The 19,344-nt window shown below is 67.7% G+C and carries 21 protein-coding genes, 2 tRNA genes and 1 pseudogene; 15 read left to right on the forward strand and 9 right to left on the reverse strand.

What is annotated here, in order from left to right; all coding sequences use genetic code 11:
* Window positions 1–11: 11 nt before the first annotated feature.
* Complete coding sequence (locus ABU113_RS12395; RefSeq protein WP_454559809.1) at window positions 12–284, reverse strand: hypothetical protein; 273 nt, start codon at window positions 282–284, stop codon at window positions 12–14.
* Here ABU113_RS12395 and ABU113_RS12400 point away from each other — a divergent pair.
* Complete coding sequence (locus tag ABU113_RS12400; protein ID WP_454559810.1) at window positions 271–1,107, forward strand: SDR family NAD(P)-dependent oxidoreductase; 837 nt, start codon at window positions 271–273, stop codon at window positions 1,105–1,107. The two genes, ABU113_RS12395 and ABU113_RS12400, sit on opposite strands and share 14 nt — an antisense overlap.
* 119 nt (window positions 1,108–1,226) lie before the next feature.
* On the opposite strand, the gene ABU113_RS12405 is transcribed toward ABU113_RS12400, so the two are convergent.
* Window positions 1,227–1,301, reverse strand: a tRNA-Asn gene (locus tag ABU113_RS12405).
* Between the two features lie 108 nt (window positions 1,302–1,409).
* Window positions 1,410–1,865 (reverse strand): outer membrane protein assembly factor BamE, encoded by a 456-nt coding sequence (locus ABU113_RS12410; protein ID WP_454559811.1) that lies wholly within the window; start codon window positions 1,863–1,865, stop codon window positions 1,410–1,412.
* A 122-nt stretch (window positions 1,866–1,987) separates the two neighbouring features.
* On the opposite strand from ABU113_RS12410, the gene ABU113_RS12415 reads away from it, so the two are divergent.
* The 7 genes from ABU113_RS12415 to ABU113_RS12445 all read left to right on the forward strand — a co-directional run bounded on the left by ABU113_RS12415 (window position 1,988) and on the right by ABU113_RS12445 (window position 6,353).
* Window positions 1,988–2,527: a ubiquinol-cytochrome C chaperone family protein gene (locus tag ABU113_RS12415; protein WP_454559812.1), complete on the forward strand. Its 540-nt coding sequence runs from the start codon at window positions 1,988–1,990 to the stop codon at window positions 2,525–2,527.
* Window positions 2,524–3,057 (forward strand): YceD family protein, encoded by a 534-nt coding sequence (locus ABU113_RS12420; protein ID WP_454559813.1) that lies wholly within the window; start codon window positions 2,524–2,526, stop codon window positions 3,055–3,057. Before ABU113_RS12415 ends, ABU113_RS12420 begins: the two co-directional genes overlap by 4 nt.
* Window positions 3,058–3,138: 81 nt before the next feature.
* Entirely contained in the window at window positions 3,139–3,318 is a 180-nt protein-coding gene (gene rpmF, locus ABU113_RS12425) for a 50S ribosomal protein L32 (RefSeq protein ID WP_454559814.1), read from the forward strand.
* A 26-nt stretch (window positions 3,319–3,344) separates the two neighbouring features.
* Window positions 3,345–4,388 (forward strand): phosphate acyltransferase PlsX, encoded by a 1,044-nt coding sequence (plsX, locus tag ABU113_RS12430; protein ID WP_454559815.1) that lies wholly within the window; start codon window positions 3,345–3,347, stop codon window positions 4,386–4,388.
* A 2-nt stretch (window positions 4,389–4,390) separates the two neighbouring features.
* On the forward strand, window positions 4,391–5,365 hold the full coding sequence (locus ABU113_RS12435; RefSeq protein ID WP_454559816.1) for a beta-ketoacyl-ACP synthase III: 975 nt from the start codon (window positions 4,391–4,393) through the stop codon (window positions 5,363–5,365).
* A gap of 108 nt (window positions 5,366–5,473) precedes the next feature.
* Window positions 5,474–5,782 (forward strand): integration host factor subunit alpha, encoded by a 309-nt coding sequence (locus tag ABU113_RS12440; RefSeq protein WP_454559817.1) that lies wholly within the window; start codon window positions 5,474–5,476, stop codon window positions 5,780–5,782.
* 37 nt (window positions 5,783–5,819) lie between these two features.
* Window positions 5,820–6,353 (forward strand): MerR family transcriptional regulator, encoded by a 534-nt coding sequence (locus ABU113_RS12445; protein WP_454559818.1) that lies wholly within the window; start codon window positions 5,820–5,822, stop codon window positions 6,351–6,353.
* 59 nt (window positions 6,354–6,412) lie between these two features.
* On the opposite strand, the gene ABU113_RS12450 is transcribed toward ABU113_RS12445, so the two are convergent.
* Window positions 6,413–8,233 (reverse strand): ABC transporter transmembrane domain-containing protein, encoded by a 1,821-nt coding sequence (locus ABU113_RS12450; protein WP_454559830.1) that lies wholly within the window; start codon window positions 8,231–8,233, stop codon window positions 6,413–6,415.
* 265 nt (window positions 8,234–8,498) lie between these two features.
* Between ABU113_RS12450 and rpmE the strand changes: the two genes are divergently transcribed.
* Window positions 8,499–8,726 carry a 50S ribosomal protein L31 gene (gene rpmE / locus ABU113_RS12455; RefSeq protein WP_454559819.1) on the forward strand — a complete coding sequence of 76 codons (228 nt, stop codon included), beginning with the start codon at window positions 8,499–8,501 and terminating at the stop codon, window positions 8,724–8,726.
* Between the two features lie 216 nt (window positions 8,727–8,942).
* Window positions 8,943–9,689 (forward strand): imm11 family protein, encoded by a 747-nt coding sequence (locus tag ABU113_RS12460; RefSeq protein ID WP_454559831.1) that lies wholly within the window; start codon window positions 8,943–8,945, stop codon window positions 9,687–9,689.
* Window positions 9,690–10,153: 464 nt separating this feature from the next.
* Here ABU113_RS12460 and ABU113_RS12465 read toward each other — a convergent pair whose 3' ends face one another.
* Window positions 10,154–10,858 carry an NAD-dependent deacylase gene (locus tag ABU113_RS12465; protein WP_454559820.1) on the reverse strand — a complete coding sequence of 235 codons (705 nt, stop codon included), beginning with the start codon at window positions 10,856–10,858 and terminating at the stop codon, window positions 10,154–10,156.
* Window positions 10,859–10,906: 48 nt separating this feature from the next.
* On the opposite strand from ABU113_RS12465, the gene dapB reads away from it, so the two are divergent.
* Window positions 10,907–11,743, forward strand: a complete 837-nt coding sequence (dapB, locus tag ABU113_RS12470; protein ID WP_454559821.1) for a 4-hydroxy-tetrahydrodipicolinate reductase — start codon at window positions 10,907–10,909, stop codon at window positions 11,741–11,743.
* Window positions 11,744–11,826: 83 nt separating this feature from the next.
* Here dapB and ABU113_RS12475 read toward each other — a convergent pair whose 3' ends face one another.
* Window positions 11,827–12,309, reverse strand: coding sequence for a DUF2244 domain-containing protein (locus ABU113_RS12475; RefSeq protein ID WP_454559822.1), 483 nt, complete (start codon window positions 12,307–12,309; stop codon window positions 11,827–11,829).
* A gap of 127 nt (window positions 12,310–12,436) precedes the next feature.
* Between ABU113_RS12475 and nth the strand changes: the two genes are divergently transcribed.
* The 3 genes from nth to ABU113_RS12490 all read left to right on the forward strand — a co-directional run bounded on the left by nth (window position 12,437) and on the right by ABU113_RS12490 (window position 13,988).
* Window positions 12,437–13,177 carry an endonuclease III gene (gene nth, locus ABU113_RS12480; protein WP_454559823.1) on the forward strand — a complete coding sequence of 247 codons (741 nt, stop codon included), beginning with the start codon at window positions 12,437–12,439 and terminating at the stop codon, window positions 13,175–13,177.
* Between the two features lie 142 nt (window positions 13,178–13,319).
* Window positions 13,320–13,772, forward strand: a complete 453-nt coding sequence (locus ABU113_RS12485; RefSeq protein ID WP_454559824.1) for a DUF6491 family protein — start codon at window positions 13,320–13,322, stop codon at window positions 13,770–13,772.
* A 139-nt stretch (window positions 13,773–13,911) separates the two neighbouring features.
* Window positions 13,912–13,988, forward strand: a tRNA-Arg gene (locus ABU113_RS12490).
* A 576-nt stretch (window positions 13,989–14,564) separates the two neighbouring features.
* On the opposite strand, the pseudogene ABU113_RS12495 reads toward ABU113_RS12490, so the two are convergent.
* The 3 genes and pseudogenes from ABU113_RS12495 to ABU113_RS12505 all read right to left on the reverse strand — a co-directional run.
* Window positions 14,565–15,644: pseudogene (locus ABU113_RS12495) on the reverse strand (recombinase family protein); the annotation flags it as partial.
* A 346-nt stretch (window positions 15,645–15,990) separates the two neighbouring features.
* Window positions 15,991–16,413, reverse strand: coding sequence for a PIN domain-containing protein (locus ABU113_RS12500; protein ID WP_454559825.1), 423 nt, complete (start codon window positions 16,411–16,413; stop codon window positions 15,991–15,993).
* On the reverse strand, window positions 16,413–16,658 hold the full coding sequence (locus tag ABU113_RS12505; RefSeq protein WP_454559826.1) for a FitA-like ribbon-helix-helix domain-containing protein: 246 nt from the start codon (window positions 16,656–16,658) through the stop codon (window positions 16,413–16,415). The genes ABU113_RS12500 and ABU113_RS12505 overlap by 1 nt, the downstream gene beginning before the upstream one ends.
* 458 nt (window positions 16,659–17,116) lie before the next feature.
* Here ABU113_RS12505 and ABU113_RS12510 point away from each other — a divergent pair, with 458 nt between their 5' ends.
* Entirely contained in the window at window positions 17,117–19,153 is a 2,037-nt protein-coding gene (locus ABU113_RS12510; RefSeq protein WP_454559827.1) for a ParB/RepB/Spo0J family partition protein, read from the forward strand.
* The last annotated feature ends 191 nt before the right edge of the window (window positions 19,154–19,344 follow it).

The raw sequence follows: 19,344 nt of genomic DNA on the forward strand, positions 1-19,344 counted from the left end.
GGCGTGCACCATCAGGGATAATCGTCGATATCACCAGCGCTCGTTGGTGCGCGCCGGGCGGGTCGCCTGGTGGCAGCGCCTGGTGTCGAGGCCATCGACCTCAGCTCGGCGATCCTGCTTTCGGGGCGGGACATCATGGTCATGCGCGTCTGTGGTGTGATCAATCCATCAATACTCTCGATAAAGTGGCTTTCTTGAGTGTCGTCATTCCCAACTGGGATTGCCATTGCCGACAGCAGGCAACCGACCGCCGCCAGTGTTTGCCCATTGATGGTGAACGCCATTTCATCTGCCGACCGCCATATGGGGGCACGGCGACGACACGTCGTCGATTACATTGCCAGGTCAGTGGCGCGGCGGATCACGCGCCGGGTTGGAAGGGGAATGTCGGCGATGACGGAGTGGAAACGCCGGGCGGCGCTGATCGCGGGCGGCACCAGGGGGCTGGGCCGATCAATCGCGGAATACCTGCTGGGACGGGGATGGGACGTTGCGGTTTGCGCCAGACAGCGTCCGGCCGCGGAGATCCGCGCCGGCAATGCCCAAGCATGGGCCGTCACGGCCGACATTGGTCATGCCGCGTCAGTGGCGGCGCTGCTGCGTGGCGTCGACCGGGCGTTCGGGCGGCTCGACCTGCTGGTGAACCATGCCGGGAACGCACGGCCCATGGATTCCGCGGCGTTCACGCCATCATCGGTGGCGTCTGGCGACCGGTGCTTCCCGCATGCGACTGTCAATCTTTGTCGCGCCGCCTTCCCCGAACTGCGGCGCAGCGGCGGCAGCGTCGTCAACATTTTGCGTCCGCCGGTGGTGAACCGGTCGCCAGTCGACGATGTCGCGGGTCTCTCGACGGAATGGCGTGGCGCCGTCCGGGTCAACACGATCATCGTCTCACCAGTGGACGGGGAGGTGGCGAGCAACGATGATCCGGTCGGAGCGGCTTTGCCCGTCGCCGGACCGGTGCAGGAAGATCATGTGGGCGCGGTCGTCGAGTGGCTGGCCTCGGCCGAGGCCAGCCATGTCACGGCCGCAAGGATCGCGCTGCGCCATGAGGGTGAAGCGATGGCGCCGGCGAATCCTGACCAGTATCGATGGACCTGGGCCTGAGGCCAGACGCGCGGTCACGACCGGCATCGGGATATGGCGCTGAGTCGCGTGAAGGCCCCGGGGTGCACGGGGATGCAAAAAGGGGCTGAAACCGTGAGGTTTCAGCCCCTTCATGTAGATGGCTCCCCGGGCCGGATTCGAACCAGCGACCAACCGGTTAACAGCCGGTTGCTCTACCGCTGAGCTACCGGGGAACAGGGTCTGGCATCGCGGATGCAGACCCCGGAAATCAGCGTGGCGGGCTCTATATCAACCATGCGCCGCCCTGCCAATACGTTAATTCGCCGAAATTTCGCCTGTCGTTACTGCGGGCCGCCACCCGCGCCGGCCGGTGAGAAGCGGCCGATGTTGCCGAACAGCTGTTGCCAGATCGACACGTCCTTGCCGCGTGTCGGAGTCTTGTCATTGCTGGGATCGACGTGCGCCAATTGCTCCATGCCCATTTTCTCGACCTTGGTGACGTTGCCGCGATCGTTGAAGTTGATGATCAGCACCTGGTGCTGGGTCGGTTTGGGCGACATGAAGGCGAACTGTTCGGTGCGGCGGGAGACATAATACCAGGTGTTGGGGTCGAACTCCGACTCCATGGTCGGTCGGCCCAGCGTCTTCATCACCGAGTCCCGGTTATCGACACCGGGCTGGATGGCGGCGACCAGCTGGTCATCGGCAAGGTAGCCCTTGACGTCCTGCATCCGTCCACAACCGACGGCACCGACCGCCAGGGTGGACAGAACCAGCATTTGGACCAGGCGCCGCATCTTCGCTATCTCTCTTATCTTCGTGCTCGTCGCATTGACGATGACTGTGATGCCCTGCATATCCGCGACGGACCGCCTCGGCAAGCCGCGCGGGGTCCTAGAGACGACGGGAGCCGCTTGTCATGCGTTGGTTGAAGGCATTGCTGGGCATCGCCCCTCCGGAACGGCCGGCTCGCGGGCTCTATGAAGCGGCGATCGCGCTGGCCCGCCGGCCGCAATGGTATACCCGGGGGCAAGCGCCGGATACGGTAGACGGCCGCTTCGACGTCCTGGCGCTGGTGCTGTCGCTGGTGCTGCGCCGGCTGGACCAGCTGGAAACGGCTGGCCCGCTGACCCGCTCGCTGCTGGAGTGCTTCATTGACGACATGGACAGCAGCCTGCGCGAGATGGGCGTGGGGGATCTGTCGGTTGGCAAGCAGGTCAAGGCCATGGTGGACGGTCTGAATGGTCGCCGGCTGGCCTATGATGTGGCACTGGACGCGGCGGACGCGCTCAACGACGCCCTGCGGCGCAACCTGTTCCGCGGCGCCGATCTGCCGCCGGACACGCTGGACTGGCTGGCCGGTCGGGTGCGGGCGCTGGAAAGGGTGCTGGACGGGATGGACCTGGCCATGCTGGCGGCGGGACCGGCGTTGGCCGTGGAGATGGGAGAAGGCGCATGAGCCTCTTTGGTGCCCCGATCGAACTCAGCCGGCTGCCGGGCGACGGCCTTGAGCTGGCGCTGTGCGCCACTGAGTCGGAACTGGCGGCGCTCGCCGAACGGTTTGGCTATCTGGCGATTCCGCGGCTGGAAGCGACCGTCACGGTGGCGCCGACGGAACAGGGGGTGGTCATCGACGGCTGGCTCAAGGCGGCGGTATCGCAGCCCTGCGTGGTCTCGGGCGTGCCGGTCGAGCAGGTCATCGACGAGCCGCTCAGGTTGCGCTTCGTGCGCGACTGGACCCCTGAACACGAGGAACTGGAGTTGTCGGAGGACGACTGCGACGTGCTGCCGCTGGAGGAGGACCGCATCGATGTCGGCGAGGCGGTCGCCGAGTCGATGGCGCTGGCGGTTGATCCCTATCCGCGGGCCGAAGAAGCGGCGCTGGCGCAGGCGCGGACCCGGATCATGAGCGAGGAGGAGGCCCGGCTGGCGTCGTCGCCGTTCAGCGCCCTGCGGAAAAAGAACGAATCCGCCAACGACGAGGGTTGAATCTCGCCAGTGAATCAGTATTGTCGCGCGCTCATGCGACCGGCCGGCTAACACCGGCCCTCAAGATATTTCAGGTGTACCATGGCAGTACCTAAGAGAAAAACGTCCCCGTCACGCCGCAACATGCGCCGTAGCCACCACGCCCTGAAGCCGGTGGGCCACCAGGAATGCCCGAACTGCGGTGAGCTGAAGCTCCCGCATCATGTGTGCGGCGCCTGCGGCCACTACGACGGTCGCGAGGTTGTCGAGACGGCCGCCTGACGCCGCCCGAACAGCATTATTCCGCTATGACGCAAGGTCCGACGATCGCGCTCGATGCCATGGGCGGCGATCACGGGCCTTCCGTCGTTCTGGAAGGTGCCGAGCTCGCCCGCATCCGCTTCCCCGAGACGCGGTTCCTGCTGATGGGGCGCGAGGCCGAGATCGCGCCTGTGCTGGCGCGGTTGCCCAAGCTCGCCGCCTGTTCCCGCATCGTCCATACCGACGACGTGGTGCTGGGCTCGGACAAACCGAGCCAGGCGCTGCGGCGCAGCCGCACGTCCTCGATGGGTATGGCGATCCAGGCGGTGAAGGATGGCGAAGCCCAGGCCGCCATGTCCGCCGGCAACACCGGCGCGCTGATGGCGATGGCCAAGTTCGTGCTGCGCACCCATGACGGCATCGACCGCCCGGCGCTGGTCACCATGCTGCCGACCGCCCGCTCCGAATCGGTGATGCTCGATCTTGGGGCCAACACCGAGTGCTCGGCCGAGAATCTGGTTCAGTTCGCGGTCATGGGTGCAGCGTTCGCCCGCGCCGTGCTGGGGCTGGACAAACCGACCGTGGCGTTGCTCAACGTTGGCGTCGAGGACTTGAAGGGCACCGATGACCTCAAGGCCGCCGCCACGCGGCTGCGCGAGGTGGACCTGCCGATGAACTTCGTCGGCTTCACCGAGGGCGACAAGATCGGTGCGGGGGATGTCGACGTCATCGTTACCGACGGCTTCACCGGTAATATCGCACTCAAAACCGCCGAAGGCACCGCCAAGCTGATCACCGGGCTGCTGCGGGCCGCGTTCGAACAGTCGATCTGGACCAAGCTCGGCTATCTGATCGCCCGCACCGGCCTGCGTGCGCTGCGCGATCATCTGGACCCCAATAACCATAATGGCGCGGTTTTCCTTGGTCTCAATGGCCTGGTGGTGAAAAGCCATGGCAGTGCCAACGCCCAGGGCGTGGCGGCGGCCATCTGCCTGGCGTATGATCTGATCAATGATGACATCGGCCGGCGGATCGCCCATGACCTCGGAAACTTCCGCAGTGCGCCCGCCGTGTCGGCGGAGGACGTATGAGCATGGCGTTAAGGTCCCGGGTGATCGGTTGCGGTTCCTACCTGCCGCGGCGGGTTCTCACCAACGGCGCGCTGGCGGCGGAAATCGATACCTCCGACGAGTGGATCATCGAGCGTACCGGCATCCGCCAGCGCCATATCGCCGACGACGGCGAACTGACCTCCGATCTTGCCACCGCCGCCGCCAGGGTGGCCCTGGCCCGTGCCGGGGTTGACGCGCGCGAGATCGACCTGATCATCGTCGCCACCACGACGCCGGATGATACCTTTCCCGCCACCGCGACCCAGGTGCAGGCCAAGCTCGGCCTCGATCGCGGCGCTGCCTTCGACGTGCAGGCGGTGTGCTCCGGTTTCATCTATGGGCTGACGGTCGCCGATTCGATGTTGCGGGCAGGGCATGGGAAAACCGCTCTGGTTATTGGCGCCGAGACCTTCAGCCGGCTGCTCGACTGGGAGGACCGCACCACCTGCGTGCTGTTCGGCGATGGCGCCGGGGCGGTCGTGCTGCGCGCCGAGGCTGCCGGCGACATCCGCACCGATCGCGGCGTGCTGGCCAGCAAGATCCACTCCGATGGCCGCTACCGTGACATGCTGTATGTCGATGGCGGGGTCTCCTCGACCCGGACCATCGGTCATGTGCGGATGAAGGGGCGCGAGGTGTTCCGTCACGCGGTGGAGAACCTCGCCAGCGTGGTGCAGGAAGTGCTCGATCTCGCCGGTTTCGCCCCGTCTGATGTCGACTGGGTGGTGCCGCACCAGGCCAACCGCCGCATTCTGGAAGCCACCGCCAAGAAGCTGCACCTGCCCATCGAAAGGGTGGTGGTGACGGTCGACCGCCACGCCAACACCTCGGCGGCCTCGGTCCCGCTGGCGCTCGACGTCGCGGTGTCGGATGGCCGGATCAAGCCCGGCGACCTGCTGATGCTGGAGGCGATGGGCGGCGGTTTCACCTGGGGTGGCGCGCTGGTTCGCTGGTAAGGTGAAGATGGTTAACGGCCGGGCGGCGGCGCCCGTGGACATTGTGATTCTCTTTTCAGTCATGTAGGTTTGCCCCATCCGTGGTGGCGAAGAAGAAAAGAGGACGGGATGTCCAAGAACACGATGACGCGCGCCGACCTGAGTGAGGCTGTTTACCAGGAGATCGGGTTGTCGAGGGCCGAATCCGCCATGCTGGTCGAGCAGGTGCTGGATCTGATCTCCGATACGCTGGTGGCCGGCCATAATGTGAAGCTGTCGTCGTTCGGCAGCTTCGTGCTGCGCCAGAAGGGTGGCCGCATGGGCCGCAACCCCAAGACCGGCGAGGAGGTCCCCATCGATCCCCGCCGGGTGCTGACCTTCAAGGCCAGCCAGGTGATGCGGGATCGTATCAACGAGGGTGACAAGGCTTCCGCCTGAACCCCGTGGCTCTGACCAAGACCGGGGGTGAGGACGCATGAGCGACGGCAAGTCCGCCACCGCCTATCGCACCATCAGCGAGGTCGCCGACGGCCTCGACGTGCCGCAGCATGTGCTGCGCTTCTGGGAAACCAAATTTCCCGCCGTCAAGCCGCTCAAGCGCGGCGGCAATCGCCGTTATTATCGCCCCGAGGATATCGAGCTGCTGCGGGTCATCCACCGACTGCTCTATGTCGACGGCTACACCATTCGCGGCGTGCAGAAGCTGCTGAAGGAGCGTGGCGCCAGGGCACTGGTGGCCGGCGCCCGGCCCGAGGCGGCAACCCCGCACGACGTGATGCCGGCACCCGCTTCTCCGGCGCCTGCTTCTCCGGCACCACAGGCAGCACCGGCCGCGCCCGCCGCTCGGCCGGCGCCGGTGCTGGAGGACTTCCCCGACTCGCTGTTCGCCATGGCCACCGCCGCGCCGGCACCCGTGCCCGTGCCCGTGGCAAGCGGACTGGCGGCGGCGGAATTGCTGGCCGAGCTGTGCGCGCTGCGCGATACCCTGCGGGCGGCTCTCCACGCCTGAGGCTGCCTGCTCCCGAATCCTCGCCCCTGACCTGAAGCCTTGCAGCCCCGGTGCGTGCCTCAGGCGGCGGCTTCCGCCGCCGCGTCGAACTGCAGGCTGGCCAGCCGGGCATAGAGGCCATCCTGGGCGATCAGCTCCTGGTGGGTGCCCTGGGCGACGATGCGGCCCTGATCCATGACGATGATGCGGTCGGCCCGCACCACGGTGGCCAGCCGGTGGGCGATCACCAGCGTGGTGCGCTCGGCCATCAGCCGCTCCAGCGCCGACTGCACCAATCGCTCGGATTCCGCGTCGAGCGCCGAGGTCGCCTCGTCGAGCAGCAGGATCGGCGCGTCGCGCAGGATGGCGCGGGCTATCGCCAGCCGCTGGCGCTGGCCGCCCGACAGGCGGACGCCGGCATCGCCGAGATAGGTGTGGATGCCCTCGGGCATGGCGCGCAGGAAGTCGGCGGCGTTGGCGGCCTCGGCGGCGGCCCACACCTCGGCCTCGCTGGCGTCCGGCCGGCCGTAGAGAATGTTCTCGTAGGCGCTGGCGGCGAAGATCACGGTCTCCTGCGGCACCACGGCGAGGCGGGTGCGCACGTCGCGCGGGTCGGCCTCCGGCAGCGCCACGCCGTCGATGCGGATGGCGCCGGCGTCGGGGTCGTAGAAGCGCTGGATGAGCTGGAACAGCGTCGACTTGCCGGCGCCCGACGGGCCGACCACCGCCACCGTCTCGCCGGGATTGACGGTCAGCGAGAAGTCGTTGAGCGCCGGCGCGTCCGGCTTCGACGGGTAGTGGAACGAGACGTGATCGAACGCCAGCTGACCCTGGGCCGGCACCGGCAGGGCGCGCGGGCGAGCCGGCGCCTCGATCACCGGGTCGGCCGACAGCAGTTCCGACAGCCGGCCGGCGGCGCCGGCGGCGCGCATCACGTCGCCGAACACCTCGGTCAGCGAGCCGATGGCGCCGGCCACCAGCGCCGACCACAGCACGAAGGCGGTGATGGCGCCGCCGGAAATCCGCCCGGCGATGACGTCGCGCGCGCCTTCCCACAGCACGTAGGTGATGGCCGAGAACACCAGCAGGATGACGGCGGCGGTCATGCCGGCGCGCATGGTGAAGCGGCTGCGGGCGGCGTTGAAGGCCTGCTCGACCGTGCTCTGGAAGCGGCCGGCCTCGCGGTCCTCCTGGGTGAAGGCCTGGACGATGCGGATGGCGCCCAGCGCTTCATCGGCCATGGCGCCGACCTCGGCCACCCGGTCCTGGCTGGAGCGGGCCAGCGTGCGCACCCGGCGGCCCATGACGACGATCGGCACCACCGTCGCCGGGATGACCAGGAACAGCATCATCGCGTGCTTGGGGCTGGTGACGAACAGGAAGACCAGACCGCCCACCGCGATCAGCAGCTGGCGCAGCGCCACCGAGGCCGAGGTGCCCACCACCTGCTCGATGATGGTGGTGTCGGCGGTGAGCCGCGAGGCGATCTCCGACGGCCGGTTGGTCTCGAAGAACTGCGGCGACAGCGTCAGCAGGTGGCGGTGCACGGCGGCCCGGATGTCGGCGATCACCCGCTCGCCGATCCAGGTGACGCAGTAGAAGCGCAGCGCCGTGGCCAGGGCCAGGATGACGACGATGCCGAACAGGCCGAGGAAATGGGGCGTGATCGCCGACGGGTCGTTGGCGCCGAAACCCTTGTCCACCACATAGGCGAAGCCGCGCGGCACCGCGAGCGTCGCCAGCGCCGCCACGAGCAGGGACAGCAGGGCCACGCCGAGGTGGCCGGGGTAGCGGCGGACGAACCGCCACAGCAACTGCAGGCGGGCCAGCCGCTGTGGCAGCCGGGCCGGTGGCGTGGCCTCGGCGGCCGGGTCGCAAAGGCCGGCCGGGGCGGCGGGCATGTTCGGCGCGGGCGTGTTAGGCAGGGGCGTGTTGGGCAGGGGCGTGTTCGGCATGGCCACGCCTTACCAGTCCTTTGCGGGGCGGACAATGACGGGCAGCGCCGCCGCGCGGGCCAATGGTCGCACGGCGGCTATTAGTGGGCGGTCAGTCCGGTGCGGTCCCCCGCTGGCGCGCCGTCGGCTCTTGCGTTGACGCGGCGGCTCCTGTAAGAGCGCGCTTTCTTTCCAGGCTGGTCGGCAACCAGCCACAGCAGAGGCTTGCCCGATGAAGCAGAACACGCACCCCGACTATCACGTCATCAACATCAAGATGACCGATGGCACCACCTTCCAGACCCGCTCGACCTGGGGCAAGGAAGGCGACACCATGATCCTCGAAATCGACCCCAAGTCGCACCCGGCCTGGACCGGCGGCCAGCAGAAGCTGATGGACCATGGCGGCATGATCTCGCGCTTCAACAAGCGCTTCGGCGGCTTCAAGCTGGGCAAGTAAGCCCCTCGGGCTTACCGCTTACGGCAGACACGACCGCCCGCGCGTTTCGCCGGGCGGTTTTGTCGCGGCCGGTTATAGGTAAAAAACGATTTACAATCGTCACGATGCCATGGCAGAAGCGGGCCAGGCTGGTGGCGCGCGTCCGGCCCGGTCTTGAGTCCTTGATCCTTGGGCTCGTGGCCCTTGATCCTCACTGTCTGACGGCGAGTGGCTGATATGATCCCCCACGCGACCCCCAATGAACCCGATCTGGCCGATCTTCCCGAGGATTTCAGTGGCGAGTTCCTCTACGAGCTGAGGCCGCATGTGGCGAGCTTTGAACCCCGTGCGATCGACCTGGCGCCGTGGCCGGGGCGGGAGACGCGGTTTTTGTCACTGTTGAGTTGGGATTATGGCGAGGAGGCTATCGCGGACGAATTCATTCCCCCGGTGCGGTTGCGATCCAGCCGGACCATGGATGAATTTTCTTATCCCTTTGACTTCTGGGGCGGGTGGAACCGGCCCAACATTGTCTCCGAGGCGTTCAAGACCCTGCTGTCATCTTTCGTCACCGACAAGATCGAGTTTTTCCCGGTGACGTTGCACATCCCGGCCCGCCCGGACGACGGTTCGCCGGATGATGGTTCGGGCGAGCACCTGGAGGGTTACTGGTGGGTGCACCACTGGAACCGCCTCGACATTTACGACATCGAGCGCTCGGTCTCGGACTTTCGCTGGAGCATCGATGGACAACGGAAAATTTTCAGGCATTGGCAGCGCCTTTGCCTGACCGTGCCGTCGGTCAGCGACCACCTGTTCGGCATAACGGGCTTGATCGGCAGGCGGTTTATTTCACCGCAGCTGCGGGATGCCATCGTTGCCTCGGGGCTGGCCGTCCCTGTTTTCGAGACGCCGCTGGTGCCGGCATCGCAAAAATATCATCGCGCCGCTTTCGAGGTACTGAAAAAGCCCTACGGCGCTTGAGTCGCGTCGCGCCAGCCGACCCTTGTCGCCCCGCATTCAACAGTCGTCATGTCCGGGCGTGTTCCCTGGCATCCACGGGCGGCGGTTCCACCGGCGGCGGGCTGTCCGGCGAGGGCGGTGTTCGCGTGGATGGCCGGGACACGCCCGGCCATGACGGAGAAGGGGCCGCCGTCCGCCCTTCGACAAGCTCAGGACGAACGGCATCTGGCGCCACCCCGGGCGGCAGGGAGGGAAAGAGCGATCGGGAGGGATGGGGGCGTTGGCCTGGCCGGGGGGGTCAGTAATTGAGGTCGGCGAGCACGAACAGGGTGATGATGACGGCAAGCGCCAGCCCGCCCAGCACCAGCAGCCGCTTGTCGGTCCCCAGGGTCGGCCGGTTTTTCTTCTTCCTGCTCATGGGCCCGAGGCTAGCGCGGCGACGGCCGGGTTTCAACCGCCGGGGCGGATGGTGTCCGGGGCGCCGGTCAGTCCAGCACCTCGTCGACCCACGCCGGCACCAGCTGGCTGGCGGGGCCGTGGCGGGCCTCGCGGAACCAGCCGGTGCCGCCGGAGGGTTCGAGGTTGAGCTCCAGGCTGTGGGCGCGGCCATGGTAGCGTACCGTCGAGATGAAGCCGGCGGCGGGGTACACGTTGCCCGAGGTGCCGATGGAGACGAACAGGTCGCAGCGCGCCAGCGCCGCCTCGATGGTCTCCATGCCGTAGGGCATCTCGCCGAACCACACGATGTCCGGCCGCAGGTGGCCGGCGCGGCCGCACGACGGGCAGCGGCTGTCGTCGTCGAGGTCGGCGGTCCAGCCGCTGCGCGCGTCGCACGCCAGACACCACGCCTTGTTCAGCTCGCCGTGCATGTGCAGCAGCCGGCGGGCGCCGCCGCGCTCGTGCAGATCGTCGACATTCTGCGTGACGATCAGCAGCTCGCCGTCGAACGCCGCGTCGAGCCGGGCCAGCGCCACATGGGCCGGGTTGGGCGCGACCCTGGCCAGCCCGGCGCGGCGCTGGTTGTAGAACTGCTGCACCAGCGCGGGGTCGCGGGCGAACGCCTCCGGCGTCGCCACGTCCTCCACCCGGTGGCCCTCCCACAGGCCGTCGGGGCCGCGGAAGGTCGGCACGCCGGACTCCGCCGAGATGCCGGCGCCGGTGAGGATGACGATCGATCTGTACTTTGCCATACGGCTCTTTTAACTGGCCGCGACGGATTTTGAAGGGAGCGCGTGGGCATGACGGCACAGGTCGGGACGGCGGAGAACGGGACCCCGCGGGTCGGCAGGGTCCGCATCGGTCTCGTCGGCGCGGCCGGCCGCATGGGCCAGGCGCTGGTCGAGGCGGTGACGGCGGAGCCGCGCGCCGCGCTCGCCGGTGGCGTCGATCGCCCCGGCCACCCCCTGACCGGCCAGCCGCTGACCGGACAAGGGATGGCCTCGGGCGTCACCTTGACGCTGGGCGACGATGCGGCGGCGCTGGCGGCGGTCAGCGACGTGCTGATCGATTTCTCCAGCCCCCGGGCGCTGGCGGCCAATCTGGCGCTCGGCGTGCCGCTGGTGGTGGGCACCACCGGGCTGGAAGCCGCCGACCATGCCGCTATCGATGCCGCCAGCCAGCGCCAGGCGGTGCTGCAGTCGGCCAACATGAGCCTCGGCGTCAATCTGCTGGCCAGCCTGGTGCGTCAGGCCGCCGCCCGGCTGGGCGAGGACTGGGACATCGAGGTGCTGGAAATGCACCACCGCCACAAGGTGGACGCGCCGTCGGGCACCGCGTTGCTGCTCGGCCGCGCCGCCGCCGAGGGTCGCGGCATCGACCTTGAGGCCCGCTCGGTGCGGGTGCGCGACGGCATCACCGGCGCCCGCACCGCCGGCGACATCGGCTTTGCCACCCTGCGCGGCGGCTCGGTGCCCGGCGACCATACGGTGATCTTCGCCGCCGACAACGAGCGGCTGGAGCTCAGCCACTTCGCCCAGTCGCGGGCGATCTTCGCGCGCGGCGCGGTGGCGGCAGCGCTGTGGCTGGCCGGCCGGCCCGCCGGTCGCTATTCGATGGCGGATGTGCTGGATCTTTAAGGCGCGCCCCGTTCCGGCGCCCGCCGCGCCGGGTTGAACCCGGCCGGCCGCGACCGGTCCCGCCTTGCTTCGCCCCGCCGGGCTCAGCCGCCGCGCAGGGCGTCGAGCCGTCGGGCGAGCCCGGCCTCGATCTCCTGGCCCACCTCCACCCGTTCGGCCGGCGACAGGAAGCTGCCCAGCGTCATCGAGCGGCCGTGGCTGCGCACCAGCAGGCGGTTCTCGTCCTCGTTGAGCTGCTCCAGATGCACCTTCAGCCAGCCGGCCTGGAAGCTGGTGGTGCGCGCGGCCCCGGTGTGCAGCACCTCGTGGACGGTGAAGGCGGCCTCGTCGAGGCGGATGTCCTCGAACCGCTCGGCGGCGCGGTAACTGGCGCGAAACGCCCAGTAGAGCACCGCCACGTCCAGCACCATGAAGGCCATCACCGGCCAGGCGCCCAGCGCCAGGAAGCGCAGGCCGGCCAGCAGGCAGATGATCGACGTGCCGACCATCAGCCAGCGGAACTGGCGCGCGTCGAGCGAGCGGTGCGGCCGCAGGCGCAGGTTGAGGAACAGGGTTTGACCGTGCATGGCGCGCAGACTAATCCGGTTGCCACGGCAAGCCAACAGGGCGCGCGCTGCCGGCCGGCCGGCCGTGCTGTCGTGCCGCAGGGGGCCGGCGCCTCCCACAACAACCCCGCCCGCAGGGATCGCCCGCATGGCCCCACCGCCCAAAACGCCCGCCTCCAGGAACGCCGCCGGGAAGGCCGCCGGGCTCAAGGCCCGCAAGCCGTCCGCCAAACAGTCCACCAAGCCGGCCACGCTGAGCCGTGCGCGCATCGAGGAACTGTTCGCCCGCCTGGCCGCCGCCAACCCGGAGCCCAGGTCCGAGCTGGAGTATGTCAACGTCTACACCCTGCTGGTCGCGGTGGTGCTGTCGGCCCAGGCGACCGACGCCGGTGTCAACAAGGCGACCCGGGCGCTGTTCGCGCAGGTGCAGACGCCGCAGCAGATGCTCGACCTCGGGCTCGACGGGCTGAAGGCGCACATCAAGACCATCGGCCTGTTCAACACCAAGGCGAAGAACGTCATCGCGCTGTCCGAGATACTGGTGCGCCAGCATGGCGGCGCGGTGCCGCGCGACCGGGCGGCGCTGGAGGCGCTGCCGGGGGTGGGGCGCAAGACCGCCAACGTCGTGCTCAACATCGCGTTCGGCGAGGAGACCTGCGCGGTCGACACCCACATCTTCCGCGTCGCCAACCGCCTCGGCCTGGCGCCCGGAAAGACGCCGCTGGCGGTGGAACTGGCGCTGGAGAAGGTGCTGCCCAAGGCCTACCGCCGCCATGCCCACCACTGGCTGATCCTGCACGGGCGCTACATCTGCAAGGCCCGCGCGCCGGCCTGCCCCGTCTGCCCGATCGCCGATCTGTGCGGCTACACCGCCAAGGTGCTGGCCTGAGCGGGTACGGGGCCTGAGCGGGTGGGTCAGCCGCCGGTGACGCGCTGGCCATTCAGCCGCGGTTCAGCCCCTTCTGCCTAGCCTCGCTGCTGCTAGACTGTCGCCTCGCCCTGCCGGGGGCGACCAGAACGGGAGTTGCGCCATGACCAGACTGATCCTTGCCACTACCGCGTCGCTGCTGCTGGGCGCCAGCCTGGTGCAGGCCGCCGAACCGGCCGCCGCCCCGGCGCCCAAGGCCGAGGCCCCCAAGACGGTCGACTGCCTCGACCTGATCCAGATCGACCGCACCCAGGTGCTCGACGACCAGACCATCCTGTTCCACATGAAGAACCGGAAGATCTGGAAGAACACGCTGCCCTACAGGTGCCCGCAGCTCGGCTTCGAGAAGGCGTTCAAGTACAAGACGTCGATCGGCCGTATCTGCAACGTCGACATGATCACCGTGCTGCACACCGGCGGCGGCATCATGGAAGGCGCCACCTGCGGTCTGGGCACGTTCGAGGCCTATACCCCGCCGCCCAAGGGCGAGAAGGCGGGCAAGACGAAGGACGGCAAGGATGCCCCGGCCGCCGAGGCCCACAAGGACCACCACTAAGCGCGCGACCGCCAGGGCGCCCGGTGGGGGCCGGCCCTGGTGCTCAGGTGGCGTGCGGCCGGCAAACTGTGCTGGCCGCTGCACTTTCCGCTTGGCCTTTGCCCGGCTGATCTGATAACCCATGCCCGACCGTGAGCGCGCACCCGTAGCTCAGCTGGATAGAGCGTTGCCCTCCGAAGGCAAAGGCCACACGTTCGAATCGTGTCGGGTGCGCCATTTCGGTTCAAAGGCACGAACGCCTAGCACCGCCGCCTCTACGCCAGAGGCGGCGGTTAGGGTTCGGAGCAGTTCGCTCCGCAGTCCACGGATGCGGACCTCCTTCCGGCTCACCACTTCAACCCGCTGCGCGACCGCGCGAACCTGATCGCGAGCGAACGTCCCATCGCCGTTCCGCAGCTTCTTGCGCAGGGCCGCCGCAAACGCCCGGAGGGTTTCCGGCGTGATCGCTGGGCCGATCTTTACGATATGCGCCAAGGCGCGTTCGGAATCGCCCTTGGCCTGGTCGCGCGTCGCGGTCAGCTCGGTGATGCGATCCTTGAGCGATGGATCGTTCACGTCGATCACGCCGTTCTCGATCGCGTCATAGAGGCGCTTGAGCTTCGCTTCGGCCTCGGTCGCGCGCCGTTCAAGATCGGCGACATGCTCGCGGCGCTGGTTCACCCACTCGTCGCGCCGTTCGAGGATCTGATCCATCAGAGCTTCGAGCCGCGTAGGATCAAGCAGCCGTGCCTCGAGATGATCGACCACGGCCTCATTGAGCCGGTCCATCGGCACCGTGATGCCGGGGCAGCCGGTCGCGCCCTGCCGCGCCTTCGTCGAGCAGGTGTAATAGCGATACTCCCTCCCGACACTGCTGGTGCCCGTGCGCAGCGTCATCGCGCCGCCGCAGCACGCGCAGAAGCAGATGCCGGTGAGCAGCGTCGGGCCGCCCACTGCCATCGGCGCCATCATCTTCGGGCTGCGCGCCTTGAGCGAGCGCTGCACGGCCTCGAACTGGGCTTCCGACACGATCGCCGGCACTTCCATGACGGCGTGCTCGCTCTCCGGCTTCGGCGTCTTCGTCTTGTGATCGCGGGTGTTGAAGCGGTGCTGGCCGATATAGGTCGTGCGGGTGAGCACCTGATGCACCGCGCCCAAGCCCCACCGACCGCCGTCGCGGGTGCGGATGTTGTTCTCGTTGAGCCAGGTCGCGATCGACTTGAGGCCCATCGGCCCTTTGTTATCGACGCCGTTCAATGCCATCCGGTAGATGCGCCGCACCGTCTCGGCCTGGATCGGGTCGATCTCCAGCTTCTTCTTGATCTTCGCGCCGCGCTCGCCGGCCGCGACCACGCGATAACCGATGGGCGCCCGCGCGCCGTTCCAGAAGCCTTGTCGGGCGTTCTCCTTCATCGCTCGCAACGTGTGCTTGCCGTTCTCCTTCGACTGATACTCATCGAACAGCGTCATGATCTGACGCATCATCACGCTCATCGGATCGTCGCCCAAATCCTGTGTGATGGAGATCAGCCGCACACCGTTCTTCGCCAGCTTGCGAACGTAGAACTCGAACTGGAACTGGTCGCGAAAGAACCGCGAGAAGCTGTGGACGAGAATGACGTTGAACGTCGGCGGCTTCACCATCGCCGCGTCGATCATCGCCTGGAAAGCTGGGCGACGATCATCGGTCGCGGTGTTGCCCGGCTCGACGAACTCCGCGGCGACCTCCCAGCCGCGCGACAGGCAGTAGCCTTCGATCTGGCGGCGCTGGTCGGGAATCGACAGATCGCTATCGGCCTGCCGACCCGTCGAGACGCGCAGGTAGAGCGCCGCGCGAGCGGTCGCCACGACTGGCGCCTCATCCTCATTTCGTCGCACGGCGGCGCTGGTCATGACGCTTCACTCCTCACTTCACGGCAGCGGCCCGAACAGCTTGTCCAGCTCTTGCCGCATATGGCCTTCGATCGCGCGCAGTTCGGCGTCGCCGATCGGAACTTGCTCCGGCCAGTCATCGGTGACGACGATTGGCCCATCATCTTCGCGCGACCGGCGCGAAGCCCGGCGCGGCGCGGCGCGATTGGTGTAGTCGTGCAAGTCATCCGGGCTTTCGGCCCAGCGACGAGGCGTGCGGCGGCGGAGCTTGCGAGGAAGGGCCATCCCGACACGCTGCGACGCGACCGCGCCGCGTGCAAAGCCTCTGTGGCGGCGTAGCGCAGATAGGGGCGCGCTGCGGCGGGCGTCATGCTGCGCCCCACGGATCGACGACCGTGATCCCGCAGTCGGCGAAATCGCGGACGTTGCGAGTCGCCAGCCGCGCGCCGCGCGAGCGCACGATGGCGGCAATCTGCGCGTCGATCTGGCTGATCGGTTTGCCACCGTGTTTCCGACCGGCGGCGATCTCGGGATAGGCCGCGGCGGCATCGGTATCGAACGGCAGGACGCGCCCCGCCAGATCGACATCGAACATCGGACGCGCGGCCGCCAGCAGATCATCGCGGCGGCGTCCCTCGGGGAGCAGCGCCAATCCGTAGAAGATTTCCGCCTGGGTCAAGGTCGTCGTGAACACCCCCGCCATCGGTTGCTCGGCGATCCACGCCATGACCTTCGGGTCAGGTTCGCGCCGCATCAGCTCGGAAATGACGTTGGTGTCGAGGACGATCATCAGCCGAAGTCCACCGGCTCGCGGATCGCTTCGCGCGGCACGTCAGGCAGATCGACGCCGCCCAGCGGGCCGAAGCGTTCGTGGATTGCCTGACCAAGATTGCGAGGGCGAGGATCGTCAGTGGAGAGCGCCGAGCGCAGGATGTCCCGCGCCTCGTCTTCCATCGAACGGCCATTGACGGCCGCGCGCACGCGAAGGCGCTTCTTGATCGCATCGTCGATGTTTCGGATCGTCATCACCGCCATATGCACCTCCATAAGTCACTGACTTCATATTAGTCGATGAAGGTGAAAATTGCAAGATGGGTTGGCGCCTCCCTTCGGGACCGCCGCTCTATCTTCGCTGCGCTTCGACCGAACCCCTGAAGGGTTTCGGCCCTGCCGGGTGACGATCAGCATGGCGAGGCGGCGCTGGCGCGCCGGTCGGTCAATCCGCCCCTGCGGATTGTAACTGTTCTGAGGTGCGGAGATCGGGCCAGGGCTGCGCCGGCCCGATCGCATTGTTTGTAGCTCTCCCCGTCGGTGGGGTGGGCGACGCTTCCCTTTAGGCCCGCCGCGCCGGGCCGCAACGCGCGGTAAGCCGCGCTTACCTCCTCTGCGTTCCGGCCCTTCGGGTGCGCCCCGGCTCCGCCGGCGGGCCTGCCGGTCCGCTCCTTCGCCGCCCACCCCATTCCGGGGTGAGTGCGGTTTGAAGGAGAAATGTGATGAACGCTGTTACCGAAACCGTAGCCGCCGAGCCTGTGTCGGGCGTCGAGATTTTCGTGCCGCTCGCCAAGCTCAAGAAGTCCCCGCGCAATGCCCGCAAGGTGCCGCATGGGGAGGCCGCTATCGAGGCGCTGGCCGCTTCGATCCAGCACAAGGGGCTGATCCAGAACCTTGTCGTGGAGCCCGAGACCAAGGAGGACGGGACGCCGACCGGCTATTACCTCGTCACCGCAGGCGAGGGCCGCAGGCTGGCGATGCTGCTGCGCGCCAAGCGCAAGCAGATCAAGAAATCCGAGCCGGTGCGCTGCTGGCTCGATACCGCCAATGACCCGTCCGAGATCAGTCTGGACGAGAATGTGACCCGGACCCCGATGCACCCCGCCGATCAGTTCGAGCGGTTCCGCGAGCTTGCGGACGGCAAGGGCTGGGGCGCGGAGGAAATCGGCGCGCGGTTCGGCGTGTCGGCGGGCGTGGTGAAGCAACGCCTTCGCCTTGGCGCCGTCTCCCCGAAGCTGTTGCAGGTCTATCGCGAGGACGGCCTTACGCTCGATCAGCTTATGGCCTTCGCCATCACCGAGGACCATGCTCGGCAGGAACAGGTTTTCGAGGGTCTGCATCACAACCGCGAACCGTGGATCATCCGGCGCGACATGACCGCTGCCAACGTCCCGGCGACCGACCGGCGCGCGGTGTTCGTCGGAGCCGACGCCTATGTCGAGGCGGGCGGCAACATCCTCCGCGACCTGTTCAGCGAGGACCGGGGCGGGTTCTTCGAGGATGCAGGCTTGCTCGACATGCTCGCCATCGAGAAGCTGCGCGAGGTCGCAGGTGAGGTCGAGGCCGAGGGTTGGAAATGGGCCGAGGCTCATATCGACTACCCCCACGCCCACGGGATGCGGCGCTTCTATCCGCAAACCGTTCCGCTGTCCGACGAGGACGAGGCGCGGTTGGAGGCGCTGTCCGCCGAGCATGACGAGCTTGCCGAAGGCTATTCGTCCTATGACGAAATGCCCGAGGACGTGGCGGCCAAGCTGGAGGCGGTGTCCGACGAGATCGACGCCATTTCCGAGAGGCGTTCGGCCTACGACGCCAATGTGATCGCGCATGGCGGCGCGTTCGTCGTGCTGCACCATGACGGCAGCGTTCGGATCGAGCGCGGTTTCGTTCGGGCCGAGGATGAGGCGCTGGCGGACCCCCAGCCCGAGCAGGAAGCCGAGGGCGATGCCACCGACCCGCAGACCGGGGAGCGCGAGCAGCCGGAGGACGGCGACGAGGACGCGCAGGAGATCGAGGAGGACGAGGAACCGGGCAAGCCCATTTCCGACAGCCTCACTCGCGACCTGTCCGCCTATCGGACGCTGGCGCTTCGCGTGGCCTTGGCCGACCAGCCGGATACGGCGTTGATCGCGCTGACCCACACGCTCACCGCGCAACTGTTCTACAGCTATGCGGAGGCGGGTTGCCTTGAGGTCCGTCCGACCGTGACCCCTTTGGGGAGCCACGCGGACGGGATCGAGAACACTCCCTTGGCGGCGCGGGCTAGCGAGGCGCATGAAGCGTGGGCCGAGCGGATGCCGCGCGACGTGGCCGACCTGTGGAGCTTCATCGTCAATCTGGACGACGAGAAGCGGTTGGCGTTGCTGGCGCATTGCGCGGCCCGCACCGTCAACGCCCTGCGGCTGCCGTGGGACCGCAAGCCTCGGACGCTGCAAACCGCCGACCGGCTGGCGAGCGCGCTGGCGCTGGACGTGGCGAAGGACTGGACGCCCACCGTGGACAGCTACCTTGGCCGCGTTACCAAGGCGCATATCGTGGAGGCCGTGACCGAGGGCGTTTCGGAGGATGCCGCGCGCTGTATCGCGGACATGAAGAAGCCGGAGATGGCGCAAGCCGCCGAGCAGCTTCTGGCCGGGACCGGCTGGCTTCCCGCAGTGCTGCGGACCCCGCAGCCGGAAGCGGAGCAGCCCGCCGAGGCCAGTGCGAGCGCGCCGCAGGACGCGGACGAGGAAGGCATCTACGCCGTCGCTGCCGAATAGCGGCACTTGGGCCGGGGCCGTGCGAGCGGTCCCGGCTTTCTTCGGAACGACCAAAAAAAATTGCGGTCGCGTCCGTCAAGGTGGTGTAATTTCGGCTGTGGCCGTGGGCCATCGTCAGGCGGCTTTGGCGGTGATGTGTAGGGGCTGATTTTCCTCCTCGATCATGGGTTGGTTGAGTTCGGCCATGCCTT

This window comes from Parapedomonas caeni, from assembly GCF_041060555.1.
Taxonomy (GTDB): domain Bacteria; phylum Pseudomonadota; class Alphaproteobacteria; order Sphingomonadales; family Sphingomonadaceae; genus CAUJIW01.

What these genes read in the sequence shown, in the direction of transcription:
- ABU113_RS12510 (WP_454559827.1), top strand. Translation starts at nt 17,117, where the DNA reads ATGAACGCTGTTACCGAAACCGTAGCCGCCGAGCCTGTGTCGGGCGTC.
- dapB (WP_454559821.1), top strand. Translation starts at nt 10,907, where the DNA reads ATGACGGCACAGGTCGGGACGGCGGAGAACGGGACCCCGCGGGTCGGC.
- ABU113_RS12485 (WP_454559824.1), top strand. Translation starts at nt 13,320, where the DNA reads ATGACCAGACTGATCCTTGCCACTACCGCGTCGCTGCTGCTGGGCGCC.
- ABU113_RS12435 (WP_454559816.1), top strand. Translation starts at nt 4,391, where the DNA reads ATGGCGTTAAGGTCCCGGGTGATCGGTTGCGGTTCCTACCTGCCGCGG.
- ABU113_RS12500 (WP_454559825.1), bottom strand. Translation starts at nt 16,413, where the DNA reads ATGATCGTCCTCGACACCAACGTCATTTCCGAGCTGATGCGGCGCGAA.
- ABU113_RS12475 (WP_454559822.1), bottom strand. Translation starts at nt 12,309, where the DNA reads ATGCACGGTCAAACCCTGTTCCTCAACCTGCGCCTGCGGCCGCACCGC.
- plsX (WP_454559815.1), top strand. Translation starts at nt 3,345, where the DNA reads ATGACGCAAGGTCCGACGATCGCGCTCGATGCCATGGGCGGCGATCAC.
- rpmF (WP_454559814.1), top strand. Translation starts at nt 3,139, where the DNA reads ATGGCAGTACCTAAGAGAAAAACGTCCCCGTCACGCCGCAACATGCGC.
- ABU113_RS12505 (WP_454559826.1), bottom strand. Translation starts at nt 16,658, where the DNA reads ATGGCGGTGATGACGATCCGAAACATCGACGATGCGATCAAGAAGCGC.
- ABU113_RS12465 (WP_454559820.1), bottom strand. Translation starts at nt 10,858, where the DNA reads ATGGCAAAGTACAGATCGATCGTCATCCTCACCGGCGCCGGCATCTCG.
- nth (WP_454559823.1), top strand. Translation starts at nt 12,437, where the DNA reads ATGGCCCCACCGCCCAAAACGCCCGCCTCCAGGAACGCCGCCGGGAAG.
- rpmE (WP_454559819.1), top strand. Translation starts at nt 8,499, where the DNA reads ATGAAGCAGAACACGCACCCCGACTATCACGTCATCAACATCAAGATG.
- ABU113_RS12400 (WP_454559810.1), top strand. Translation starts at nt 271, where the DNA reads ATGGTGAACGCCATTTCATCTGCCGACCGCCATATGGGGGCACGGCGA.
- ABU113_RS12440 (WP_454559817.1), top strand. Translation starts at nt 5,474, where the DNA reads ATGTCCAAGAACACGATGACGCGCGCCGACCTGAGTGAGGCTGTTTAC.
- ABU113_RS12395 (WP_454559809.1), bottom strand. Translation starts at nt 284, where the DNA reads ATGGCGTTCACCATCAATGGGCAAACACTGGCGGCGGTCGGTTGCCTG.
- ABU113_RS12420 (WP_454559813.1), top strand. Translation starts at nt 2,524, where the DNA reads ATGAGCCTCTTTGGTGCCCCGATCGAACTCAGCCGGCTGCCGGGCGAC.
- ABU113_RS12410 (WP_454559811.1), bottom strand. Translation starts at nt 1,865, where the DNA reads ATGCGGCGCCTGGTCCAAATGCTGGTTCTGTCCACCCTGGCGGTCGGT.
- ABU113_RS12460 (WP_454559831.1), top strand. Translation starts at nt 8,943, where the DNA reads ATGATCCCCCACGCGACCCCCAATGAACCCGATCTGGCCGATCTTCCC.
- ABU113_RS12445 (WP_454559818.1), top strand. Translation starts at nt 5,820, where the DNA reads ATGAGCGACGGCAAGTCCGCCACCGCCTATCGCACCATCAGCGAGGTC.
- ABU113_RS12415 (WP_454559812.1), top strand. Translation starts at nt 1,988, where the DNA reads ATGCGTTGGTTGAAGGCATTGCTGGGCATCGCCCCTCCGGAACGGCCG.
- ABU113_RS12450 (WP_454559830.1), bottom strand. Translation starts at nt 8,233, where the DNA reads ATGCCCGCCGCCCCGGCCGGCCTTTGCGACCCGGCCGCCGAGGCCACG.